Here is a 23,819-nt window from a genome sequence, read left to right as displayed (position 1 = left end):
CTTCACTTCCTCCTAATTTCATGTAAATAAGTCATCTATACTCTCTCGTTCATATTCTGGTATCCATTCTTTATACTTCTCATATAAATCCCGTATCTTTTCTTTATTCTTCGCAATTACTTCACATCCTCTATCATCATAAATAAACATGATAATATCCTTTGTTACATTTATAAAAAATACATCTGGATGTGAAATTTCTTTTTTTCGCCCTAGACGTGGACGTAGGTCAGGGAAATCTTCATGATTAGCTGCTTGAATAAGCGGTTCATATTTAATATCTTCAGCAAGACATTTTAAAGAAAATTGATATGTACAATATAAGTCAGCTTCTTCATCTTCAAATAGAAAAGGGAATGTTTCTTGTCTTATATGAAACTTTAAATCCCTCTTTTTAATAAACCTATTGTATACATTTATTTTCTGCGCATTTTTTATATTTTCCTGTTTAAATCGATAAACATTTGTGACTAAAAAGACGGTATCTTCTTTTGAAAATATATCTTTAAATAGACTTTTATTATACCTATATAGTTGTGTAAAATATTTCATATTATACGTGTTACCATCTTCTTTGAATTGATATTTATCTTTCCCAAAATCAAAATGAAGATGATTTTCCCACTGAAAGTATATGGACGGTACTAACGTAACTCCTGGGAATGTTTGATTCATATATTCTTTAAATTGCATTTTCATACCCTTTCTACTCTACAATTTCTTTTAAATACCAATATGCTTCTTCTAACCACGGGTGTATGACTTTTAATGTATCTTTTCTTTCCCACAAATATGAAATATATACAAAAGCAGCATGTTCTAAAGAGTTTCCTAAAGCTTTTTTTACATTTATTAAATATGGAGGTGTCCCTATTTGATCCCATTCTAATTTATCAGCAACAAATAGTACTAAATCCATCTTTGTAGCATGTTTACGCAAAGTAGTGTGGCAACAGATAGCATTTAAAACTTCTTCATCCTCTATTTTAAATATCTCTTTTGCAATTACTCTCGATAATTTTTGATGAATAATCATTGGGAATTTTCTTTCTTCTTGTAATATTTCTATTCCAAATTTTTCAGCAACTGCAATCCGCTCCTCGTTCGGAAAGATTGCACTAATATCATGTAAATATCCTGCAATCGCTGCTTTTTCTTCATCTTCATAAAATATTTCCGCAATTTTTCTCGCCTCATTTGCAACACGAATTGAATGTTTATATGTAAATTCTTTATTGTATTTTAATAGAAAAGCTTTAATATCATTTTCTATTTTTCCAGTTGAAGTAAATGAATATATATCATTATATAACATAGCAAGTCCCCCTTATAACTGACTTTCAATATAATGTGAAATTTAAATCTCCTTCTTATTTTGTATTCGTTATAATTGTATTAATTCCTTTTTAATACGTTACGTGAAATTTAATGTAGAAACATTACTACAAAATACATAAATGTTTGATATTATAGTAATATTGATGATTCGCAAGGAAAGGAACTATATGATGAATAAAAACATATTAATTATTGATGATGATAAAGATATTGTAGAATTACTCGCTGTTTATTTGCGAAATGAAGGGTATAACATTTATAAAGCTTATGATGGTGATGAAGCATTACAAATGATATGTACATATGAAGTTGATCTTATGCTTTTGGATATTATGATGCCAAAACGAAATGGATTAGAAGTTTGTCAAGAAGTGCGTGAAAATAATACTGTACCTATCCTTATGCTTAGTGCAAAAGCTGAAGATATGGATAAAATATTAGGACTTATGACCGGTGCAGATGATTATATGATTAAACCGTTTAATCCACTAGAATTAGTTGCTAGAGTGAAAGCATTGTTACGTAGATCATCTTTCCAAAACGCTGCCACACCAAAGAATGAAGATGGTATTATTCGCATTCGTACAGTTGAAATTCATAAACATAATCATACGGTTAAAGTAAATGGTGAATATATTAAGCTCACCTCTATCGAATTTGATATTTTATATTTACTAGCGAGTAATACTGGAAGAGTATTTAGCTCTGAAGAGATATTCGAACGAGTTTGGAATGAAGACGGTTATGGTTCTAATAAAACGGTAATGGTCCATATTAGTAATTTACGCGATAAACTTGAAACCGTAATGAATGGTGAAAAACTAATTCATACGGTTTGGGGAGTAGGATATAAAATTGAGAAATGAAGCATTTGATATATTAAAAGATATACCAAAGTGGAAGCTTATTTTTTGGCTTTTATTAGCTATCACTCTTACACCAATTACCGAATTAATTATATTTCGCCTCGTAACGAGTGTAATTGAGAGTTCACTTACTCTAAGCGAACTAGGAAAAGAATTCATTAGAATTTTTGGCCATGAAAAATATATTGGATTAAAAGAGTCTTTATGGATGATGATTGTATCTTATTTGTTTTTATTTTCTATTTTCTCATCCTATTTATACATTTTTTATCGTCATGAAAGAAAGGTTTACTATGAAACTTGTATAAAAAAAATGATTGAAGAGATTCGGTATATTGCAAGTGGAAACTTTAATCATAAAGTTTCCATCGTACACCATAATTATTTAGAAGAACTGGCAACTGGGGTCAATCAAATTATTGAGCAATTAAAAGTTTCGATTGATGAAGAAAGACGGGCAGAACAAGCAAAAAGCGAACTTATTACAAATGTATCACATGACTTACGAACCCCTCTTACATCTATAGTTGGATACGTAAATTTAATCCATCATGATAATTATAGAGATGAAGTAGAATTACGATACTATATTCAAGTCATTTACGGTAAAGTAACTCGTCTTAATGCATTAATGAATGACTTGTTTGAATATACACGCGTTCAAAATAAAGAGTTAAGTTTATATTCTGTTCCTATTGATATTGTAGAATTGCTTGGACAATTAACTGTCCAATTTCGGATACAGCTTCAAGAAGCTAATATTGAATGTCGCCCTTCTTTCCCATCTCAAAAGCTAATGGTACTAGCTGATGGGGATAAATTAGTACGTGTGTTTGAAAATCTAATCATAAATGCTATTACTTATGGAAATGATGGAGATCATATTGATATTACTGCTTACGAAAGCAATAACATGATTACAATTGATATAACAAATTACGGACAACCTATCCCTAGTACTGATTTACCTCATATTTTTGAACGTTTTTATCGTGTTGAAAAATCACGTTCAACAAACACTGGTGGATCTGGGCTCGGATTAGCAATTGCAAAAAGTATTGTTGAATTGCATAAAGGAACAATTGAAGTATATAGCGATGATAAAAAAACAACTTTCACTGTAAAATTACTCCCTTATAAAGCTTAATACCACATATTTATAGGTTCAATTTTTTATCATATAAGAAATTGAACCTTTTATATTCCATCAATATCCAAAATTAAAGAATTCCTTAAAATTCTTTAGAAATTCTTTACCTTTTCTTTCTTCCTAATTAAGCATTCCTTTTTACAATAATATTATTGATGTAATAGTAGGAGGATCGCTAATGCAATTCTTGAAAAAAATAACAATTTTATTATTATCTTTTCTTATTACTGCACTTATCGTTTTATATTTTTATCTTTATGTAAATGATCCAATTATTCAAGCTAAATCAGCTATTTTAATAGATACTAATTCTGGTGAGATTGTTTATAAAAAAAATGAAGAAACTCCTATACAATCAGCTACTTTATCTAAATTAATGACAGAGTATATCGCACTGGAACAACTGAATGAAGGAAAAATACAGTTAGATGAATTAGTAAAAATAAGTAACGAAGTTTTCCGAACAGAAACGAGTCCTATACAAATAACTTCGAAAGATAAAACGACGGTTCGTGATCTACTTCATGCATTGTTTTTGACAGGGAATAATCGTTCCGCACTTGCCCTTGCAGAACACATTGCTGGAAACGAAGATAACTTTACACTTTTAATGAATGACAAAGCAAAACAACTAAAGTTATCACAACCATCCCCGTTTCAAAATGCTACTGGAATTAATAACGATACGAATAAACAATCAACTACAACATCGATAGACGTCGCTAAACTAGCAACACAATTAGTAAAAGACTTTCCAGATGTATTGAATGTTACGAAACTAACCTCTTACCAATTTACTTTCAAAGATTCAAAAGTTTTCAATACAAATAAAATGATATATTCCCTTAATAAAAACATTAAACTCCAAGGTGTTGACGGCTTACAAACTAGTTTTTCAACTAATGGTAATTATAGTTTTGTCAGTACAGCCACACGAGGAGATACTAGACTTATTTCAGTAATATTAGACGCCGGTGATGAAAACAGTACTTTTATTGAAACAAAAAAGTTGCTTCAGTACGGTTTTGATCCTTCCTCGTACTCTGCACTCCAAGCTTTTAAAGATGCTGTTACATCTTGGACAATATTGTTTCAGTTTAAAAATTTAATCATACAAACGATTATGATCTTTTTCATCATTACAATCTTAATGTTTTTATATATACGTCAAAAAAAAGCCGAGGATTTTAATTAAGAAATCTTCTTATATATAAAAACCGACTTGCGTTTACACTGCAAGTCGGTTTCTAAATCTACAATCCTCTTCCAACTAAATTCGCTGAAACGGGCTGAAGATTTAATTCTCTTGCCCATATTGATAGCTGACCTATATGATGAATTTCATGTACAATTACATGCATTAAAACTTCACCGTATTTATATGTTTTATCTGTCCATGAAGCTTTCAATATTTTTGATTCGAAGTCGCCAGACCATAACTGCAAAAAGTTATCTAATTCTCGTCTATATAAATCAGATAATGACTTGTACATATCGTTTTATACATTTAACCATTCACAATCACTTCTCTTCGATTAAGTTCCTCTATTATTTGATCAATTATTTCACTTATAGATAAAGATCCATCCAATACAATATCCGAATTCGGCTTAACAGTATGAATTGCCTCTAAATAAGCTTTTCTCGCATGTGTCATGTAATGTTTCAAATTATTATGTATTTCACTCATTGTATCTTCTTTAAAATCTCTCAAAATTCTTCTAGCCATCGCAATATCTAAAGGTGTATCGATAAATATAGTTACATCAATGAATTGTCCCACTTCTCTATTTAAGTATGCAAAAGGATAATCTACAATAATATAATCTAAACTACTATCTTGTATAGAACGCTGAATATCATTCATTAGCGGTGTAAGTACCCATTCATCGTAATTAGCTCCATCATCAATCCATTTGCAAATATCAACCGGACAGTTATCAAATTTATATCTATCAAAATATAGAGCCTTTGATTTTTTCAACTCATGAGCTAAACTTTCTGTAATGGTAGTTTTACCGCCCCCTGAAACAGCTGCAATTGAAATTATTTTTGTTTTTTTATTCACGATTCCCACCAAACCCCTTTTGTTAACATAATATAATTATAAAATACTATTATTTATTGTTCCATTCATATTCTAACATACTCATTTCCCATAAATTCCAATACGTTTCTCCTACTCTTTTTGACTCTCTTAATAAACCTTCTTTTACAAAACCTATTTTTTCGTAACAAGAAATAGCTGACTTATTAAAGTCATAAACACCAAGAGTTACTCTATGTAGTTTTAATTCTTCAAAAGCAATACGAAGTACGGCTTTCATCATATGTTTTCCTATAGAACGCCCTCTCATTTTCGTATTACCAACTAGCACTTTTCCAATTCTAGCAGACTTATTTATATTATCTATTTGTCCAAGAGAAATATGACCAATAACTACTTTAGTCTCTTCATCCATTATTTTGAATGCCAGTGTGTTTGCACTTTCTGTATATTTCTCTAATTGCTGTTCATTTAAAGGAAATGTAAATGCATTTCCCGACCATTGTATTAAAAATTCTTCGGAATTAATCCAATTTATTAATTGTTTGAAATCAGTTCTTGTAAATTGTTTCAGCTTGATCACTCTCATTCTCCTTTCACACAACCTTTTATACACCTTCAAATTTATTTTTATATGAAAAATATATTCCCTTTTAAACAAAATAAAAAGCCATTCATAAGAATGGCTTTGCATCAATAAAGCATAATTAATCTTTATTTGCTACGTCAACACCGTTAAAATCAAACTCATCAGTAACAGTTGTAGCAGGTGGTAAAATTGCTTCAATTTTACAAAGAGATATAATTGCTGCAACTGAACCAGGAATAGCAGCTAGCTTAACAACATCGCAAGTTACCGAAGAAACAGTACCTATATAAGTACGTCCTTCAGTGTTAATTCGCACTGTTTTATTAATTAATTTTTTAAGCTCATCTCTAATTCCTTGTACACAAGAGCTGTCACATTTCTCATTCTTTTCCTTTTTACACTCTTCAAAAATGTCCCAACAATCATCATGCTTACACGTACATTTCTTTCTACAATTATTAAATCGAGAACCCAAAACCTCACCCCCTAATCCTTTCTACTAGTAGAGTATGTCCAATAGCTTAAAAGTGTACGAGACAAAAGCATAGAAACAAAAAAACAAACACTTGTACTAAACCTTCTTATTTATACTTTTAATAAGCCGGCTCCTTGAATAGGGACCACCTTTTCCTATTACTTCACATATACATAGGCTTTGTTCGCAGTGATATGGTGTATTTTTCCTTTACCATTGTGAAATATACATTCAGAAAAGCGTACTCCAAAATAAGATATTATTTAAAATCTTAACGTTTCCTTCAACAAGTGTTTGTTGATTAATATCATAACCAGTAGTTCTCTCAACTATCTCTTGAAAATTAGCATAGTTTGTATGAATTCTATATCTAGTAGAAAGCACTCTATCATATAAAGGTAAAATAATAGGTTAATAAACAAGCCATTCTTTTACTAAAACATAGAATAGTATGAACCCTATTAAAGGGAGGTATAAAAGAATGTCCTGGAAAAATGATTGCTGGAGTTCTAAGAAAAAGCATTGTTGTGATGACTGGTGGAAATCTAAAGAAAAGAATCATTGTGATGATGATTGGAGTTCTAAGGAAAAGCATTGTACTGATGATTGGTGGAAATCTAAACGAAATAAGTGTCGTTGTAAATGTTTCTTTATTTGTTGTCATTGTAAAAGAAAAAATTGGTAATATTTTTAATATCGACTTAAAAGAGAGAACATGTCTTTTGTGACCGATAAATACTAGAATGTAATATACAAAAAGCTGACTAAGTATAGTCAGCTTTTTGTGAATGAACACGTAGAGATTTATTTTAATATAGTTCTTATTAGAAAAGGATTATTTTATATAGATTACTATAAGCATCCATAAAGCCAAGGCGCCAATGATAGCGAGCGCTATACGTGTAGATAGTACCCTTAATTCAAAGTCTGTTTTCTTGGAGGGTTCAGGATATGCAATTATGTAGATTCCCTTTAATAATGCAAGCCATGCAATAACCGTTAGGAACCCCTGCCAATTGAATACCCATACATTATGTAGGATTACACTACCTAACCCTAGGAAAATCGATAGAAAACCATACATAATACCAAATCCTCTGTCTTCAACCACTAATTTTTTCAATTCACGTAGTACCGATGGACGTACGAAAAGTATTCCCGATACGATAACCGTTATCCATCCCCAAAACAATCCTAAAAAAGTACTAGTTTCCATTATTAGTTCACTCCCCTCAATTATTTATATTTCAGATATTCCCCTCTTTAGAACAATTCCAAAATCTTTATATATAGGCTAAATTCTGCTCTTTTTTAATACAAACATGGCATATTCTATGCCTATCCTTAATCACCTCATTTCTCTACAAAATGAAATTTTTATATCATTCTTCATCATCATCTATCCGAATCAACCGAAGTCGCTTTGTACTATTACCGCACACTTTTTCATAGCTTGGAGCTAACATGCACCAAAGCCAATATAATGATTTATTCGCCTTTTCACTAACCTCTAAAATTGTCCCCTCTGTAATAAAATGATCACCTTGATACAATGTATACTCGCTTGTCCCATGGAATCATCATTATTCCCCTCCCTATTAAAATAGCGTTTTTGTTTCAAATAATGCTCTCATTAATTTGGACGCATTTACCAGTATATTTACCAAAAAATTCATGATATCGTTAACTAGTCGAGTACGTCATTACTTGACGATTACCCTTAGGGGCCCCGCAGACAATCGGGGTTCCTTTTATTTAAATGAGGATTTTGTTTAAACTTTACAAAACTCACCTATATTAAAATATCTTCTAAAATTCCCATTAAACATTTATAATACTTTTAAGCGTTTTAAATTCTACAATCAGTAATGGAGGCATTTTAATGGGAAACATCCCAAAAGTATCATCACACCAATCAAATCCTAATATACCCTCACAGCAAGTGAACGCTAACACCAAACAAGGTAATAATAAAAAAACAAGACGCCGTATTATAACTACTTTAGCTTTTATATTACCTATAATTTTTGTCCTTCAATATTCTCTTAATAACCAGCAAGAAATGATTAAAGAAAAACAAATCACGCTTAATACGGAGCAACAAAAATTATCTTCTTTAAAGAAGGATGGTCATACCCTTAAAAATGATGTTAAAGTTTTAACAGGTAGTGAAGAAGAAGTTTTAAAATTCGCAAGGAAACTGTATGGATTTTCCAAACCGAATGAAACTATATTTCAAATAACTGAATAAAATTACACTGCATTATCCAAAAGGCGATATGAAGATAATCGCCTTTTTATATTTAATTTCTAAAGTAATCATACTAATCTCTCTTTCTATCAAATAACTATTTTGTTTAATTTATTAAAATACAGCCACTTGTCCATTTCACTTTGCTCTATCATTACATTTACTATTAGTAATACGATTTTTAGAGGTGATATATAATGGACGAGTTTTTATCTTTTGCTGCACTTAATCCGGGTTCTATTGGACCTACACTTCCACCTGTTCCACCTTTTCAATTCCCTACCGGTCCTACTGGTTCTACTGGACCAACTGGACCAACCGGACCAACCGGACCAACTGGACCAACCGGACCAACCGGACCAACCGGACCAACCGGACCAACCGGACCAACCGGACCAACCGGACCAACCGGACCAACCGGACCAACCGGACCAACCGGACCAACCGGACCAACCGGACCAACCGGACCAACCGGACCAACTGGATTTAATCTTCCTGCTGGGCCTGCATCTATTACCTTGACTTCTAACGAAACCACAGCATGTGTATCCACTCAAGGAAATAATACTTTATTTTTTTCGGGTCAAGTATTAGTAAACGGTAGTCCTACTCCAGGAGTAGTAGTCAGTTTTTCATTTAGTAACCCTTCTCTTGCTTTCATGGTTCCTCTTGCTGTCATTACCAATGCTTCAGGTAACTTTACCGCTGTATTTCTAGCCGCTAATGGGCCTGGAACAGTAACCGTTACTGCTTCACTTCTTGATTCTCCTGGAACAATGGCAAACGTCACTATTACCATTGTGAATTGTCCGTAACGGTTTTATTTTTAAGGACTAAGCAATTTCTGATAAGATGAGCACAGATTTACAGTGCTCATCTTATCATTGGGATGTTCCTTTCAAATGAAATTTCGTAGCATCCAACGAATGGGATCTAGTTACCACTAATAGAAATGTTCAAGTAACCCCCATTCATTATCTGTTGTCCTTTTTGAAAGGACTTGTTCCGTACAACAGGTCCTATTTAATCTACACCCTACTAAAATAACGCTTTTATTAAGAACTAATGATCTTTATATTTCTTAAGCTTGTCAGCACAAGTAATTTTTATAATTAGTTAAATTCTCAATATAGTTTGTGTATATAATTCCATTCAAAGATACATAATACCCACGTAACTATTTAAAAACACTTCGTTTTTATATCTAAGTTCAAAAAGGAGCTACATAACATGGATAAAAAAGATTTATTAAGTCAACAACTTGATCCTGTGTCATTAGATGCGCTGAATACCCCTAGTAAGGCCCAAGAACAACTGCAAGAAACCTCTCAGGAGGCACATAATTCAAACAAAAAGGACAGTACTCAAGCTTTACATGGCGAAGATTTACCAATTTCAGATGTATATAGAACAACAAATAATCAGTAAATTTAAAAGGGAAAAAATCTTAAGAACGAGTGAACTTAATTCTTTTCCCTTTTCCTATTTAAATAACATTTTTATATGAAACCCGTACACATTTTTGACACATCCACTATCACAATCTCCTGAAAATTCGTGATAATATTAATTTGTCGGATACGCCAAATTTCGACATTGAACGACAATAATATCTCCCTTATTGAATCCCTGTCCCCAGGGATTTCTCCTTTTATTCATTACTTTTTTCTTCACTAAATTTTCATTCTTAACAAAATTCATTCACTCCATTGAATAGACAGCCACAGTATCCTATTTTGATAAAAACTAAAAACAAACAGACATACTTAACACTAATAGTAGATTTTTTAACTTCAAATTTACTTTTTCTCTCTTATCTTTTTGTAAACATTAAAAATGAGCTCTATTTACATAGAGCTCATTCGTAATTTTATAGTTTGCTAGACTGTAGTCCTTGAATAAAGGGTACCACTTCAGGATTTACAAGTGACGATAAATCTCCTAATTCTTTTCCTAAGTAAGCAGCTTTTATGACACGTCGCATTACTTTAGAATTTCGTGTTTTTGGTAAATCTTCTACAACGTGGATGTCTTTTGGACATAAAGCTTTACCAATATGAGAGTTTACTAAACTCATTAATTCTTTCTTTAATTCTGCTGTAAATATTACACCGTCTCGTAATACTACAAAGCAATGACAAACCTCACCTTTAACATCGTCAGGTACACCAATTGCAGCTGCTTCTATTACATTATTATGTTTCACAAGAATAGATTCATATTCAGCAGGTCCAATACGTTTTCCAGCAATGTTTAACGTATCATCTGAACGGCCTGTAATGATATATTGTTCACCGTCATAAATGACCCAGTCACCATGAACCCACTTATTTTCAAAACGTGACCAGTAAGTGTTTACATAACGCTCATCATCTTCCCAGAAACTTTTCGTCATACCTACCCAAGGTTTTTCTAAACATAATTCTCCGACTTCATCTCGAATTGGTTTACCTTGATCATCAAGTACAACCGCTGCCATTCCTGGTAAAGATGCGTTAAAACTAATCGGTGCGATCGGCTTAATTAGGACATTCCCGAAAATCCCACCTGAAATTTCAGTTCCACCTGAATAGTTACAAATTGGTACTTTACCTTTACCAACTGTATTAAATAACCACATCCATGGGTCTGGATTCCAAGGTTCTCCTGTTGATGCGAATACTTCTAAACTCTTTAACGAGTGTTTATTTACATATTCATCACCTTTTGCCATTAATGCACGGATTAATGTTGGTGAAATACCGAGATGAGTAATTTCATATTTATCGACTGTCTCCCATAAGCGGTCTGCTTCTGGAAAGTCTGGGACACCTTCATACATAACCATTGTTGCGCCATTAATTAAAGAGCCGAATAGTAAAAATGGTCCCATCATCCAGCCCATATCAGTTACCCATAATACTCGGTCGCCTTGTTTTATATTCATTCCAAATCCTGCATCAAATGCAGATTTTAGCGGGAAACCAGCATGTGTGTGTACTGTCCCCTTCGGCTTACCAGTCGTTCCAGATGTATATATAAGCATTAATGGATCATCACTGTTCATTTCTTCAGCATGTATAAATGGTTTTTCTTTTTCTAACGTACTCCATGAAAAATCATAATTATGCGGTGTAAAATCATTTCCTGCATGACGAACAATTACCACCTTTTCAACAGTTGGACAATGTTCACAAGCTTTATCTACTTCATCTTTTAATGAAACAATTTTCCCACGGCGTGAAAAGCCATCTGCGGTAATAACCATTTTTGAACCAGCTGCTTGTACACGTGTCATTACTGCATCAGCAGCAAAACCTGAGAATATTGGTGAAATAATCGCTCCAATTTTCATTACCGCTAACATAGCAACAACTGTTTCAGGAATCATTGGCATGTAAATTGTTACACGATCACCTTTTTCAATACCAGCATGTTTCAAACCGTTGGCAACACGGCTTACCCAGCTGTCAAGCTCTTCATATGTAAATGATTTCGAAGTTCCGTTTTCCCCTTCATACATAAGTGCTGCTTGTGTTTTCGTTTTATCGTCTGCAAGCCAGCGAGATAAAGCAGATTCTACAACGTTACAAGTTCCCTCAGTATACCACTGTGCAAACGGTGTACCATTTTCTAAATCTAACACTTCTGTATATGGTTTCATCCACTGATAGCCAACTGCTCTCTCAGCTTCTCCCCAAAACCAAGCTGTTTCTTCAATTGACTTATTATAAAAAGCTTCGTAATCTTCATAGCCTAATGATTTCATCCAACCAAATAAACGCGTTTTTTCTTTATATTCTTCTGTTGGAAACCAAACTGCTTGTTTCATGTTTTCCCCTCCTTGATTTTTTGAGCAAGAAAGCCCTAAATAGGGCTTTTAAACTGGATATACAGGATGTTTACGATCCGTGAATACTTGATATTTACTCATATACATTTCGAATCGTCCTTTTAGCTCTTCACGTAAATTGTTTGGATGAACAATACCATCAATCACCATCTCAGATGCTAAACGGTAAATATCAATATCTTTCTTATACTCTTCTCGTTTTTCAGCAATAAAGCTTGCACGCTCTTCTTCTGGTAAAGCTGCTATCTTATTTGCATATACAGCATTGACCGCTGCTTCTGGACCCATTACTGCAATAGAAGCTGTTGGTAATGCTAAGCAGCAATCTGGTTCAAACGCTGGACCTGCCATTGCATATAAGCCAGCTCCATATGCTTTTCGAACGACGATAGAAATTTTCGGTACAGTTGCTTCACTCATTGCAGAGATCATTTTTGCACCGTGACGAATAATTCCGGCACGTTCTACTTTTGTACCAATCATAAATCCAGGTACATCTGCAAGGAATAATAATGGAATATGGTATGCATCGCATAAATTTATAAACTTCGCTGCTTTATCAGCTGAATCGTGGAATAATACGCCGCCCTTCATACGCGGCTGATTTGCAATAATGCCAATTGGCTTACCATCAATGCGTGCTAAACCTGTAATTAGTTCTTGAGCAAATAATTTTTTCACTTCAAAGAAAGAACCTTCATCAATAATTCTGTTAATGAGATCTTTCATATTGAAAGGAGCATTTTGATTTTCTGGAATGATTTCTTCTAACGTTTTATCGAACTGTTTCGGTTCTTGAGGTGTAATCAAAGGAGTCTTTTCTAAATAGTTACTTGGAAAATAAGAAATATATTGTCTTGCTTGCGTAATTGCATCTTCTTCTGTTTTACATAAAACATCCCCGCATCCTGATACTGAGCAATGCATACGTGCTCCGCCCATTTCTTCTAAAGTTACCTTCTCACCGATAACCATTTCAGCCATACGCGGAGACCCTAAATACATAGAAGCATTTCCTTCAACCATCATAACAACGTCACAAAATGCTGGAATATACGCACCACCAGCTGCTGAAGGTCCAAATAATAAACAAATTTGTGGCACTTTTCCAGATAATTTCACTTGGTTATAAAAAATTCTTCCCGCACCGCGGCGTCCAGGGAACATTTCAACTTGATCTGTAATACGCGCTCCAGCAGAATCAACTAAATAAAATAACGGTACACGTAATTTTTCTGCTGTTTCTTGAATTCGTAGAATTTTTTCAACTGTACGTGCTCCCCATGATCCAGCTTTTACAGTCGAATCATTTGCCATTACGCACGCAGTACGACCATGTATTTTACCAGTCGCAGTTACAACACCATCAGCTGGTAATCCAGTTTGTTCACAATTTGCAAATAATGCATCTTCCACATATTCACCATTATCGAATAAAAGAGCTAAACGATCTCGAACAAAAAATTTCCCTTTTGCTTTGTTTTGTTCATGATATTTCGGTGCCCCGCCTTGCTTAATTGTTTCAACTCGTTCTTCAAATGAATTAGATTGTTGTTTTTGATCTAACATATTTACTCCCCCTTATACATTGGTTTGCGTTTTTCCTTGAATGCCTGTAATCCTTCTAATCTATCTTTCGTATGGATTACGCCCTCATACGCCTGTTTTTCCATTTGTAAGCCGGTATGTAAATCTACTTGAATTCCATTTGAAATTGCTTCTTTTGCTAATCGAACAGCAATTGGACCATTTTTAGCAATTCGATCTGCAATTTCAATTGCTTTCTCTTCTAGTAAATCAGCTGGTACTACGAATTCTACTAAACCATATTCTTTCGCTTCTTGCGCCGAAATACGTCTTCCTGTATAAATTAATTCTTTCGCTCTACCGACTCCAATTAATCTCGGTAAACGCTGCGTACCACCTGCTCCAGGTATAATTGCAAGAGAAGTTTCAGTAAGACCTAGACTTGCAGTGTCAGAAGCAATTCTAAAATCACAAGCTAAGCTTAATTCAGTACCTCCACCAAGTGCGATTCCATTAATAGCAGCAATAACTGGTTGTGGTAATTGTTCCACCATCTCCATAGTAGAACGAATCATACCCACAGCATGGCGAACTTGTTCTTCACTCATGTTGGCACGCTCTTTTAGATCAGCACCAGCGCAAAATGCTTTTTCGCCATCCCCTGTTAAAATAACAACGCGCGTATTTGATTCTTCGTTTATTTGAGTTAATATAGTTTGTAATTCTTCTAATAATGCCAAAGATAATGAGTTTGCTTGTCTTTCACGATTTAACGAAATTTTTACAACGTGCGGTGTAACATAGTCAACTGAAATGTTTTGTAATTGTAGCATCTTCTCACCTACTTATCGTTTTATGTTGAAGCGCTCTATACACATGACTCGGTAATTGGATATTTAACTTACTTTGAATAAACTGACTAGCTCTCAATAACTTTTCTTCATCAATATTAGTTTGGACTCCCAGCTTATGGAGCATATGCACTAAGTCATCAGTAGCAACATTACCCGATGCTCCTGGTGCATAAGGACATCCTCCGAGTCCACCACAAGAACTATCAAACGTTGTAATACCATATTCTAAAGATTTAACTACATTCGCCAGAGCCATTCCATACGTATTATGAAAATGCATTGCAAACTGCGAAGCATCATACTTCTTTAATAGATGTTCTAATACTTGTTCTACTTGTAATGGATTCGCTACACCAATCGTGTCACCGAGAGAAACTTCATAAATGCCGTATGAAAATAGTTGATTACATATTTCGTCAACTGCTGTGGCACTTATATCCCCTTCATAAGGACATCCAAATACAGTAGAAACATAGCCTCTTACCTTTTTACCTTCGAACGTTGCCTGTTTTGTTATATCTTCAATTACAGCTAATGCTTCTTTAATAGATTTATTAATATTACTTTTATTATGAGATTCACTTGCTGATAAAAAAACATTCACCTCATCTACATTTTGCAAAAAAGCTCGTTCCAAACCATTTTGATTTGGAACAAGCGCTGCATATGTAACATTTGGATCCCTTTTTAGCTCAGAAAATACATTACTTGCATCTGCTAATGCAGGAACCCATTTAGGGTGAACGAATGAGGAAACTTCAACGTACGACAATCCCGCTTCTGTAAGTAGTTGAATCCATTTTACTTTATCTTTTGTGCCAACAATCTTTTTTTCATTCTGTAAGCCATCACGTGGCCCGACTTCTTTAATGACAGCAAAATTAGGTAGTTTCAATTCGCTTCCCCCTATATCTCCCTATTCAATTTCTAGTAATACATCTCCTTCATTTACAAAATCGCCTTCTTGTACGTTAATTTTCATAACAGTTCCGGCTTCTTCTGAAACGATTGGAATTTCCATTTTCATAGATTCCAAAATGACGACATCCTGCTCTTCCTCTACTGTATCTCCTACTCCTACAACTATCTTCCAAACATTTCCTGCCATCGATGCATATACTTTCGTCATCATTTTTTCCCCCTTAATATTCATAAATCTTATTTTTTAACAAGTTGTTTCGTTACGAAACCCGTTGTATAAATACCACTTTTGAACACATCGTCTCCGAGCACTTGCAGTAGCATCGGTGTATTTGTTTTAATACCTTCAATTTTCAACTCTTCTAGAGCAATTTTTAATTTTGAAATCGCTTCTTCACGAGTTTCACCATGTGCGATTACTTTCGCAATCATTGGATCATAGAAAGGTGTAATCGTTACTTGATTCTCCAAAAAGTGATCAATACGTATATTTGTCGGTAACGTTAAATCTGTAATTTTCCCAGGTGATGGGAAGAATGTTTTCGGATCTTCTGCATAAATACGAGCCTCAATGGCATGACCACTACGTTTTACATCATCCTGTGTAAATGATAGCTTCTCACCATATGCGATAAGTAATTGTTGTTCAACTAAGTCTAACCCAGTAATTTCTTCTGTAACTGGATGTTCTACTTGTAATCTCGTATTCATTTCTAAGAAATAAAAGTTCTTTTGATCATCTACAAGAAACTCAACTGTACCTGCATTTGTATAACCAAGTGCTTTAGCAGCTTGTACAGCAACTTCTCCCATAGCCTTTCGTGTACCCTCATCTAAAAATGGTGAAGGTGCTTCTTCAATTACTTTTTGATTTCGGCGCTGCACTGAACATTCGCGTTCCCATAAATACACTGTATTACCATGTGTATCTGCTAAAAGCTGAATTTCAATATGATGTGCATCTGCTATATAGCGTTCTAAGTACATTTCTCCGTTACCAAAGAAATTTTGCGCTCTTGTTTTATTACTTTCAAATGCTTTGGTGAGCGTTTGCTCAGTTTCCATCAACTGCATTCCAATGCCTCCGCCGCCCGCGGATGCCTTAAGCATTAATGGATAACCAATTTGTTTTGCAATTTCAATTGCTTCTTCAGCAGTTTCTATATTTGTAGTAATGCCTGGAACTACTGGTACATCTGCTGCTTGCATCGCTATACGTGACTCAATTTTACTTCCCATCTTAGTAATGATTTCTTCTGAAGGACCGATAAATACGATTCCTTCTTCTTTACAGCGAATCGGAAAAGATGAATTCTCTGATAATAATCCGTACCCCGGATGGATTGCTTCAACATTTGTCTTCTTAGCTATTTCAATAATTTTTTCAAGGTTTAAATAGCTTTCTTGGACACGTGGACCGCCTACTAAGTAAGCTTCATTTGCCAATTTTACATGAAGGGCATTTTCATCAGCCTCAGAATAAATAGCAACGGTACGAATGCCAAGTTTTTGACAAGTTTTCATAATGCGAACTGCGATTTCCCCGCGATTAGCAATTAATATTTTTTGAAACATAGTGACTCCTCCTTTTTATCTACATCCTAAATGTCTTGCAATTACGAGACGTTGAATTTCAGAAGTTCCTTCACCAATTTCTAAAAGTTTTGCATCACGAATATATCGTTCAACTTCATATTCACGCATATAGCCATATCCACCATGAATTTGTACTGCATGATTTGCTATACGACTTGCAGCTTCAGATGCAAACAACTTTGCCATAGCCGCTTCTTTACCGAAAGGTTTATCGTTATCTTTTAACCAAGCTGCTTTATGTACTAAATTACGCGCTAATTCTACTTCAGTCGCCATATCAGCCAATTTAAATTGAATCGCTTGGAAATTAGAAATCGGTTTTCCAAATTGTTGACGTTCTTTCGCATATTGCAATGCACGTTCAAATGCAGATTGTGCAATACCTACTGCTAATGCTGCAATTGAAATACGTCCTCCATCAAGTGTATATAAGAATTGTTTAAATCCTTTATTTACATCACCAAGAATATTTTCTTTCGGTACACGTACACCATCAAGTACGATTTCACAAGTATTAGAAGCACGAACACCCATCTTATCGTAAGGGCTTGAAATCGTTAATCCTTCACTAGTAGTCGGTACGATAAATGCAGAAATACGTTTTTTACCATTGTCTTCAAAACCGTTGATAGCGGTTACAATAATTGTATTTGCATACTCTGCGTTTGTAATCCAGCACTTTTCACCACTAATAACATATTCATCGCCATCTAAAATTGCTTTCGTTTGTGTGCCCCCTGCATCAGATCCAGCATTTGGCTCCGTTAGTCCGAAAGCACCTAACGTTTTACCTGACGCCATTGGAACTAAAAATTTCTGTTTTTGTTCTTCTGTACCGAAATAATAAATTGGAGAAGCACCTAATGAAATTGTTGCAGCATAGCTTAAACCTGTTCCACCACAAGCACGACCAATCTCTTCAACAGCTAACGCGTACGATAACGTATCGCCACCTGAACCTCCATACTCTTCCGGGAATGGGATACCTAATAATCCTAGTTCGCCCATTTTTTGAAATGTTTCATATGGAAATTCCGCAGTTTTGTCATAATATACAGCTTTCGGTGCGATTTCCTTTTCAGCAAAATCACGTACCATTTCTTTAATCATTTGTTTTTCGCGAGTTAGAGTAAATTCCATTCCGCTACACACCCCTTATCGAATATTGAGTTTCGACAGCGTGCGAGTTTCTACTACAAACATTACTTCTTAAAAGACACGAATATTAGTTAGACAATTGCTATAATTCTGTCATAACTTAATTTTAAAACAGATTCTGTACCAATGCACAAAAAAATTCCTACATTGTTCTACAACAACATAGGAGTTTTTGTGTCGAATTATGTAATTTATTGTTTAATAATCTCTACCTTTTCCCGAATCAGAAATTTCTACTAACCCTTCAGGGTATGGTTCGAAATATGTTTGTCTTAATAAATACTTTTCATCAAATCGAATGGCCCATGTTTTTAAAATGACAAGTAAACTACTAAGTGGGATTTTCTTTTCAGAATACTTCTGTAACAGCTCTAAAAAATGATCTTTTTCTTGTTTTTTTAGCTTTGTTTTAAAATATCCGAAAATGTGCTCACATACATTTACATTCGATGTATAGCGAGGCGCGCGAATAAATAATTCATATAAAGTCTTCTCATAGTTATCAAATACGACTTCAATTGTTTCATTTTTTTGATTTGCAATAATACGCCCTAATTCTTTTTGTTTCACCTGATTATATGCCATAAATAAATACTTATAATCTGATTGAAACGCTACGAGTTCTTTTATGTTTTTAGTATGTTTAATCATTTTGTAATGCGCGATTGTAAACAATCTTGTAAAGAAATGCTCTCTAATAATAAAATTCGACAATCTACCTTCTTCTTCAATTGGAAGATGCGAAAATTTTTTTATTACTGCTCCGCCAAATAATCCAGTTCCTTTTCCTTTTACTGGCCCTTTTTCAAAACCAGAATAGATTTTCACATCACGAGTTCCGCAACTTGGCGAACGATTCTTCAAAATAAAACCGTCAACTTCAGGTAATGTTTGTAAAAATGCATTTGAAAATTCATTCATTTTTTCAGTTACATCTTCTCGTATTGACGGTTGTACAAGCCTATTCGCACCATTTTTTTCTACAATACGTATCGTTTCACGAGGAGTCCCTAAACCAATTTCTACTTCAGGACATACAGGTATAAATGTAACAAATGGCTGCAAGTTTCGAATTGTTAAATCTGGAACCATCTCTCCATTATAACGACAGGCATCAAATTCTAAACATTTACTTACAACAATTATCGGTTTAGCAAATTGTCGCATCACATTACCTCCGTGGAGTTAGTCCATACAATATAAATTGAATCGTATTTTCAATTTCCACTTCATCGTCCCATTTCTCTTCCGGCAATAATAAAAACCTCGTTAAGAGCAACCCTAATACAGCTGATAAAGTAAGACGTAATACGGAAGATGGTGGAAGTTCAATAATTTCCCCTTCTTCTTGAAACTTTGCAATCAGCTTTTTAAAATGTACAAGCAGTTCTGTTTCTATTAATTGTTGTATTTCACTTTTTAGTTCCGGCTGAAATGGTACTTCTTGAATTAATATTTTTATCATTGGAAAGTGCTTTTTAGCAAATTCAAATCTATTTTGAATTATTACTCTTAAAAGCACTTCATACGATTCATACTCTGTTTTAAATATTTCTTTTGCAAAGGCTTGTACGAAAAATGGTGCAGCAAACTTTGTTAAGGTCGGCATCACGACTGCAAACAATAAATCTTTTTTCGTTTTATAGTAGCGGAAGATTGTTCCTTCCGCTACACCAGCTCGCTTTGCAATTTCACTCGTTGAAGTTGAGGCGTACCCTTTTTCTCCAAACATATCAACAGCTGCCTCTAATATACGCATTTGACGTTCATTACGTTTATCAGCATTCGTTGCGGCAACTAATTCTTCCAGCCAATCCTTCTTCATTTATTGTGCTCCTTTTTATCATCATTATATTTTGCGATGTTTCTTTAATGCAAATACATTTCCTACTGCAAATAATAGTGAAAAAAGTAGTAATACAGTAAGATCTAATGCAATCTCTGTAAACCCTTGATTCCGAATCATTACTTGTCTCATAGCGTCAGCACCATATGTGAGTGGAAATAATTTACCTAACATTTGTAACCATGTATTCATGGATTCCATTGGAAACAACCCAGAAAAGAAGACTTGTGGGACGATAACAAGCGGTATAAATTGAATCATTTGAAATTCATTATTTGCGTATGCCGATAAAAATGTGCCTAATGTTAGTGCAGTTAAAGAAAGCATACATGTTATAAGTAGCGTTAGCCATATTGAGCCAGCTACATATAAATCTAAAATATAAACTGAAAAACTTACAATTATAATAGATTGTATAAGTGCAAAGATTCCAAAACCAATAATATATCCTAAAACTATTTCCCATCTTCTCACTGGTGTGGACAATAACCTCTCTAATGTACCACTTAAACGTTCTCTTACAAAAGATACTCCGGACAATATAAATACAAAGAAAAATGTAAAGAAACCAATTAATACGGGACCAAGCCCATCGAACATCGTAATGTCTTTAGAGCCATGTAAATAATCCACTTCAGGCTTCATCATTGATACATTATTCTTCTCTGTACTCTTTTGCAATACTTGAAGTACTGCACGGTTTTTTGATGAATCACTGCCTTCTAATAGAAGATTCATTTTTCCATTTTCTAAATGAATTACTGCATCTACCTTTTGCTTTTCTAATTCCGAAATTGCTTTGTCTTTACTATATTCATAAATTGATGCTTCTTGATTTTTCATTGCTTTTACTAAAGGAGCAGGTACATCGACTACAGCAATATGCGGTGTATAGTCTTTTTGTGTAAATATTAGCGATAATAACCAAAGTAATAACATTGGTGCCCCAAACATCATTGCTAAAGAACGCTTATCTCGAAAAAATTGACGAATGATACGGATGACTACACCATTAACTCTCATGATTCAATCACTCCTTCTAACATAAAGACATCTTCAATTCGTCCAGAAGATGTTTGTTTTTTCAATTCCTCCGGTGTGCCAATCGCAACTAAATTCCCTTCTCTAATTAGCCCTAGACGTTCGCAAAACTCAGCTTCATCCATAATGTGCGTTGTTACAATAATAGTTGTTCCTTTCTTTTTAAGGTCATAAAACTTCTCCCAAATCGATTTTCGAAGTAGAGGATCTATCCCAACTGTTGGCTCATCTAAAATTAATATTTCTGGTTCATGAAGGAGTGCTATCGCCAATGATAAACGTTTTTTCATTCCACCTGAAAAATGCTGTACTTGCTTTTTCATATGCTCTGATAATTGCAAAAGTTCAAAAACTTCTACGATTCTCTCTTTCTTACGCTTACCTTTTAACCCATACATCGTTGCAATAAAATCTGCATTTTCATATGCCGATAGTTCTTCGTATAATGCATCAGCCTGAGCCATATAACCAATTCTTTTCATTTCATTTAGATTAGGCATGTTTGTATTAAAAACAATTACATCCCCTGTAGTTGACTCATTAATACCTGCAATCATTTTAATGAGTGTTGTTTTCCCTGATCCGGAAGGTCCAACCAAGCCAAAAATTTCTGCTTTTTCTACTTGCAGCGAAAGGTTATGCAAAACTTCTTTTTTCCCAAATTTTTTTGATACATCTCGTAAAATAATTGAAGGTTGCTGCACTAAAAATCCCCCTTTTCTTTAAAATGAGTGAGTACTCACTTTTATTTTACTCTCGAATTATTATATGTCAAACTTTTCAAACATATATTTTTTCTGTTATTTACTAAATCAATGAAACAGAGTCGACATTAGAATATCTTTTCTTAAAGTCGACTCTGTTTCATTGTAAATTATTTGATTTTTGTTATGTTTTTAAATTTAAATACCTTCTAATTCTAGCAACATCTAATGAATATTCGATAACTATTTGCTGTATTGGTAATATAACCGTTTCCGGATATAAATGTGCATATTGTAACGTTTCTGCATACTTTTCCAACCGTTTTTCTAAATACTTTACAATTTGCTCAGGATGACTTACTAATAAAGACGTACTATAATAATGAATTTGCTCCTCAATCGCCGTATATTCTTCAATTTCAAATTCTTTATGCATTTGTACACCCCTTTATATTTTTAATATTGCTTAATAATAACTATTTTAACTCGACTAATTTTTAAGTTTTTTGATTATTTACACTATAACAAACTCAATAGGTCAAATTTTGTTACTTTATGTAACGTTGAAAAATTTTAACAAAATTGTAATGGAAACTTGTACTCAAGAAAAACTACCTTTAAATTATTCTCCTGAACAAAAAAGCCGTACAGATTAATTTAACTGCACGACTACAATCTCAGGTCTATTAAAAACTCTTTGCGGAATGATACTATTGCCTAATCCTCTACTAACTATCATAGACGTATTTTGTTGTTCATATAAACCCGCTGTATATTTGGGCAGTATTCCTTGATTAGGAGCAACTAATCCCCCGATAAAAGGTAACCGAACTTGCCCCCCATGTGCATGACCCGATAACACTAAATCTACTTGCTCATCAGCATATGCTTCTAAAAATTCAGGCCTATGGGATAATAATACATTATACCTATCTGGCAGCGTTTCAATTTTTGCTTTTACAATTGCATCTTTTACAATACTTCCTTCATCAATATCTCCAGTATTAAATTCCGGATCATCAATTCCTAACAAGTTTATTTCGTGTCCTCCCTTTTGTATTATTACATGTTCATTTCTTAAAACAGTGACATGCTGTTTCTTTAATTTTTTTTCTAAACTGTTATATTTCCCTGACCATTTTTCATGATTTCCTGTCACAAAATATACCGGATATTCCTTCACAAGTTCTCGTATTACTTGCATACTCATTTCTGCATCGTACGATTTACTGTCTATTAAATCACCCGTAATAGCAATAATATCTGGATTTATGCTTTTTACTTTTTGAATTAAAACGTCTTGATTATCACCAAATTTTTTATTATGTAAATCTGAAATTTGTAGTATTTTATATCCTTTAAAAGAAGAGGGAATTTTACTAGAGGTTATTTTAACCTCAGTTATACTTATTAAATTGTTTTGTAAATATAAAAAGATACTAATGCCTACTAATATACCAATAATTAATATGATTCTTTTAATCTTCTTGTTCATACTTCCTCCTAAAATCTTAATCAGTACTACAGTTCACAATAAATATTACGTGCCCTTCGCATTCAGAATAACTGAAATTTTTTAATTGATTTGTAGTATTTGTTATAGTTTTATACGCCACTTATAAAA

28 protein-coding genes and 2 pseudogenes are annotated in these 23,819 nt (G+C 33.7%); 7 read left to right on the top strand and 23 right to left on the bottom strand.

All coding sequences use genetic code 11. From position 1 onward, the window contains the following. Positions 1 to 18: 18 nt before the first annotated feature. Complete coding sequence (locus MHH59_RS12605; protein WP_016127018.1) at positions 19 to 693, bottom strand: DUF3885 domain-containing protein; 675 nt, start codon at positions 691 to 693, stop codon at positions 19 to 21. Positions 694 to 706: 13 nt separating this feature from the next. Next, positions 707 to 1,315, bottom strand: a complete 609-nt coding sequence (yqeK, locus tag MHH59_RS12600) for a bis(5'-nucleosyl)-tetraphosphatase (symmetrical) YqeK (RefSeq protein WP_016127017.1) — start codon at positions 1,313 to 1,315, stop codon at positions 707 to 709. 193 nt (positions 1,316 to 1,508) lie between these two features. Here yqeK and MHH59_RS12595 point away from each other — a divergent pair, with 193 nt between their 5' ends. From MHH59_RS12595 to MHH59_RS12585, 3 genes are all read left to right on the top strand, one after another. Further along, positions 1,509 to 2,204, top strand: a complete 696-nt coding sequence (locus tag MHH59_RS12595; RefSeq protein ID WP_033713793.1) for a response regulator transcription factor — start codon at positions 1,509 to 1,511, stop codon at positions 2,202 to 2,204. After that, a complete protein-coding gene (locus MHH59_RS12590) occupies positions 2,194 to 3,351 on the top strand; it encodes a sensor histidine kinase (RefSeq protein ID WP_016127015.1) in 1,158 nt (385 codons plus the stop codon). Before MHH59_RS12595 ends, MHH59_RS12590 begins: the two co-directional genes overlap by 11 nt. A 181-nt stretch (positions 3,352 to 3,532) precedes the next feature. Beyond that, positions 3,533 to 4,549: a D-alanyl-D-alanine carboxypeptidase family protein gene (locus MHH59_RS12585; RefSeq protein ID WP_078214426.1), complete on the top strand. Its 1,017-nt coding sequence runs from the start codon at positions 3,533 to 3,535 to the stop codon at positions 4,547 to 4,549. Positions 4,550 to 4,607: 58 nt separating this feature from the next. Here the strand turns inward: MHH59_RS12585 and MHH59_RS12580 are convergent. From MHH59_RS12580 to MHH59_RS12565, 4 genes and pseudogenes are all read right to left on the bottom strand, one after another. Then, positions 4,608 to 4,841, bottom strand: a pseudogene (locus MHH59_RS12580) (DinB family protein); the annotation flags it as partial. Positions 4,842 to 4,861: 20 nt separating this feature from the next. Next, complete coding sequence (locus MHH59_RS12575; protein ID WP_002127500.1) at positions 4,862 to 5,422, bottom strand: hypothetical protein; 561 nt, start codon at positions 5,420 to 5,422, stop codon at positions 4,862 to 4,864. A 49-nt stretch (positions 5,423 to 5,471) separates the two neighbouring features. Beyond that, positions 5,472 to 5,984: a GNAT family N-acetyltransferase gene (locus tag MHH59_RS12570; protein ID WP_078179295.1), complete on the bottom strand. Its 513-nt coding sequence runs from the start codon at positions 5,982 to 5,984 to the stop codon at positions 5,472 to 5,474. Positions 5,985 to 6,108: 124 nt separating this feature from the next. Then, on the bottom strand, positions 6,109 to 6,465 hold the full coding sequence (locus MHH59_RS12565; RefSeq protein WP_002032241.1) for a hypothetical protein: 357 nt from the start codon (positions 6,463 to 6,465) through the stop codon (positions 6,109 to 6,111). A 494-nt stretch (positions 6,466 to 6,959) separates the two neighbouring features. Here MHH59_RS12565 and MHH59_RS12560 point away from each other — a divergent pair, with 494 nt between their 5' ends. Further along, positions 6,960 to 7,193 carry a hypothetical protein gene (locus MHH59_RS12560; RefSeq protein ID WP_016127012.1) on the top strand — a complete coding sequence of 78 codons (234 nt, stop codon included), beginning with the start codon at positions 6,960 to 6,962 and terminating at the stop codon, positions 7,191 to 7,193. A gap of 107 nt (positions 7,194 to 7,300) precedes the next feature. Here the strand turns inward: MHH59_RS12560 and MHH59_RS12555 are convergent, their stop codons facing one another. Then, positions 7,301 to 7,681, bottom strand: a complete 381-nt coding sequence (locus MHH59_RS12555) for a hypothetical protein (protein ID WP_002127497.1) — start codon at positions 7,679 to 7,681, stop codon at positions 7,301 to 7,303. A gap of 166 nt (positions 7,682 to 7,847) precedes the next feature. After that, positions 7,848 to 8,018 carry a hypothetical protein gene (locus MHH59_RS12550; protein WP_002065532.1) on the bottom strand — a complete coding sequence of 57 codons (171 nt, stop codon included), beginning with the start codon at positions 8,016 to 8,018 and terminating at the stop codon, positions 7,848 to 7,850. A 329-nt stretch (positions 8,019 to 8,347) separates the two neighbouring features. Between MHH59_RS12550 and MHH59_RS12545 the strand changes: the two genes are divergently transcribed. Together MHH59_RS12545 and MHH59_RS12540 are read left to right on the top strand one after the other, a co-directional pair. Then, positions 8,348 to 8,716, top strand: coding sequence for an FtsB family cell division protein (locus MHH59_RS12545; protein ID WP_078179235.1), 369 nt, complete (start codon positions 8,348 to 8,350; stop codon positions 8,714 to 8,716). A 197-nt stretch (positions 8,717 to 8,913) separates the two neighbouring features. Next, a pseudogene (locus MHH59_RS12540) lies at positions 8,914 to 8,970 on the top strand (exosporium leader peptide-containing protein); the annotation flags it as partial. A 17-nt stretch (positions 8,971 to 8,987) separates the two neighbouring features. Here the strand turns inward: MHH59_RS12540 and MHH59_RS12535 are convergent. Together MHH59_RS12535 and MHH59_RS12530 are read right to left on the bottom strand one after the other, a co-directional pair. Further along, a complete protein-coding gene (locus MHH59_RS12535; RefSeq protein ID WP_340851312.1) occupies positions 8,988 to 9,254 on the bottom strand; it encodes a hypothetical protein in 267 nt (88 codons plus the stop codon). Positions 9,255 to 9,299: 45 nt separating this feature from the next. Further along, complete coding sequence (locus tag MHH59_RS12530; RefSeq protein WP_000237377.1) at positions 9,300 to 9,515, bottom strand: hypothetical protein; 216 nt, start codon at positions 9,513 to 9,515, stop codon at positions 9,300 to 9,302. Positions 9,516 to 9,946: 431 nt separating this feature from the next. On the opposite strand from MHH59_RS12530, the gene MHH59_RS12525 reads away from it, so the two are divergent. After that, positions 9,947 to 10,144, top strand: a complete 198-nt coding sequence (locus tag MHH59_RS12525) for a hypothetical protein (RefSeq protein WP_002032231.1) — start codon at positions 9,947 to 9,949, stop codon at positions 10,142 to 10,144. 442 nt (positions 10,145 to 10,586) lie between these two features. Here MHH59_RS12525 and MHH59_RS12520 read toward each other — a convergent pair whose 3' ends face one another. The 13 genes from MHH59_RS12520 to MHH59_RS12460 all read right to left on the bottom strand — a co-directional run bounded on the left by MHH59_RS12520 (position 10,587) and on the right by MHH59_RS12460 (position 23,690). Next, entirely contained in the window at positions 10,587 to 12,527 is a 1,941-nt protein-coding gene (locus MHH59_RS12520) for an AMP-binding protein (RefSeq protein ID WP_002168340.1), read from the bottom strand. A gap of 48 nt (positions 12,528 to 12,575) precedes the next feature. Beyond that, positions 12,576 to 14,117, bottom strand: a complete 1,542-nt coding sequence (locus tag MHH59_RS12515) for an acyl-CoA carboxylase subunit beta (protein ID WP_016127009.1) — start codon at positions 14,115 to 14,117, stop codon at positions 12,576 to 12,578. Positions 14,118 to 14,119: 2 nt separating this feature from the next. Further along, entirely contained in the window at positions 14,120 to 14,908 is a 789-nt protein-coding gene (locus MHH59_RS12510) for an enoyl-CoA hydratase (RefSeq protein WP_002017012.1), read from the bottom strand. A gap of 4 nt (positions 14,909 to 14,912) precedes the next feature. Next, the gene (gene mvaB, locus MHH59_RS12505) at positions 14,913 to 15,824 is read right to left on the bottom strand and encodes a hydroxymethylglutaryl-CoA lyase (protein WP_340851308.1); all 912 of its coding nucleotides are present in this window, start codon (positions 15,822 to 15,824) and stop codon (positions 14,913 to 14,915) included. A gap of 21 nt (positions 15,825 to 15,845) precedes the next feature. Further along, a complete protein-coding gene (locus MHH59_RS12500; RefSeq protein ID WP_001985297.1) occupies positions 15,846 to 16,061 on the bottom strand; it encodes an acetyl-CoA carboxylase biotin carboxyl carrier protein subunit in 216 nt (71 codons plus the stop codon). 26 nt (positions 16,062 to 16,087) lie between these two features. Continuing rightward, positions 16,088 to 17,425: an acetyl-CoA carboxylase biotin carboxylase subunit gene (locus MHH59_RS12495; protein WP_340851305.1), complete on the bottom strand. Its 1,338-nt coding sequence runs from the start codon at positions 17,423 to 17,425 to the stop codon at positions 16,088 to 16,090. Between the two features lie 15 nt (positions 17,426 to 17,440). Next, complete coding sequence (locus MHH59_RS12490; RefSeq protein ID WP_002032227.1) at positions 17,441 to 18,586, bottom strand: acyl-CoA dehydrogenase; 1,146 nt, start codon at positions 18,584 to 18,586, stop codon at positions 17,441 to 17,443. 216 nt (positions 18,587 to 18,802) lie between these two features. After that, on the bottom strand, positions 18,803 to 19,771 hold the full coding sequence (locus tag MHH59_RS12485) for a YbgA family protein (RefSeq protein WP_002127490.1): 969 nt from the start codon (positions 19,769 to 19,771) through the stop codon (positions 18,803 to 18,805). Positions 19,772 to 19,775: 4 nt separating this feature from the next. Next, positions 19,776 to 20,429 (bottom strand): TetR/AcrR family transcriptional regulator, encoded by a 654-nt coding sequence (locus MHH59_RS12480; protein WP_002032224.1) that lies wholly within the window; start codon positions 20,427 to 20,429, stop codon positions 19,776 to 19,778. Between the two features lie 24 nt (positions 20,430 to 20,453). Next, complete coding sequence (locus MHH59_RS12475) at positions 20,454 to 21,473, bottom strand: ABC transporter permease (RefSeq protein WP_016127006.1); 1,020 nt, start codon at positions 21,471 to 21,473, stop codon at positions 20,454 to 20,456. Next, positions 21,470 to 22,195, bottom strand: coding sequence for an ABC transporter ATP-binding protein (locus MHH59_RS12470; RefSeq protein WP_016127005.1), 726 nt, complete (start codon positions 22,193 to 22,195; stop codon positions 21,470 to 21,472). The genes MHH59_RS12475 and MHH59_RS12470 overlap by 4 nt, the downstream gene beginning before the upstream one ends. A 184-nt stretch (positions 22,196 to 22,379) precedes the next feature. Further along, complete coding sequence (locus tag MHH59_RS12465; RefSeq protein ID WP_002017002.1) at positions 22,380 to 22,631, bottom strand: hypothetical protein; 252 nt, start codon at positions 22,629 to 22,631, stop codon at positions 22,380 to 22,382. A gap of 216 nt (positions 22,632 to 22,847) precedes the next feature. Beyond that, complete coding sequence (locus tag MHH59_RS12460; protein ID WP_002032218.1) at positions 22,848 to 23,690, bottom strand: metallophosphoesterase; 843 nt, start codon at positions 23,688 to 23,690, stop codon at positions 22,848 to 22,850. Between the last annotated feature and the right edge of the window lie 129 nt (positions 23,691 to 23,819).

Origin of the sequence: Bacillus sp. FSL E2-0195 (assembly GCF_038003645.1) — a bacterium.
In the GTDB taxonomy this organism is placed as follows: domain Bacteria; phylum Bacillota; class Bacilli; order Bacillales; family Bacillaceae_G; genus Bacillus_A; species Bacillus_A mycoides.
Note: the sequence above shows the minus strand (reverse complement) of the source record. Positions and strands in the feature narration are given on the sequence as shown.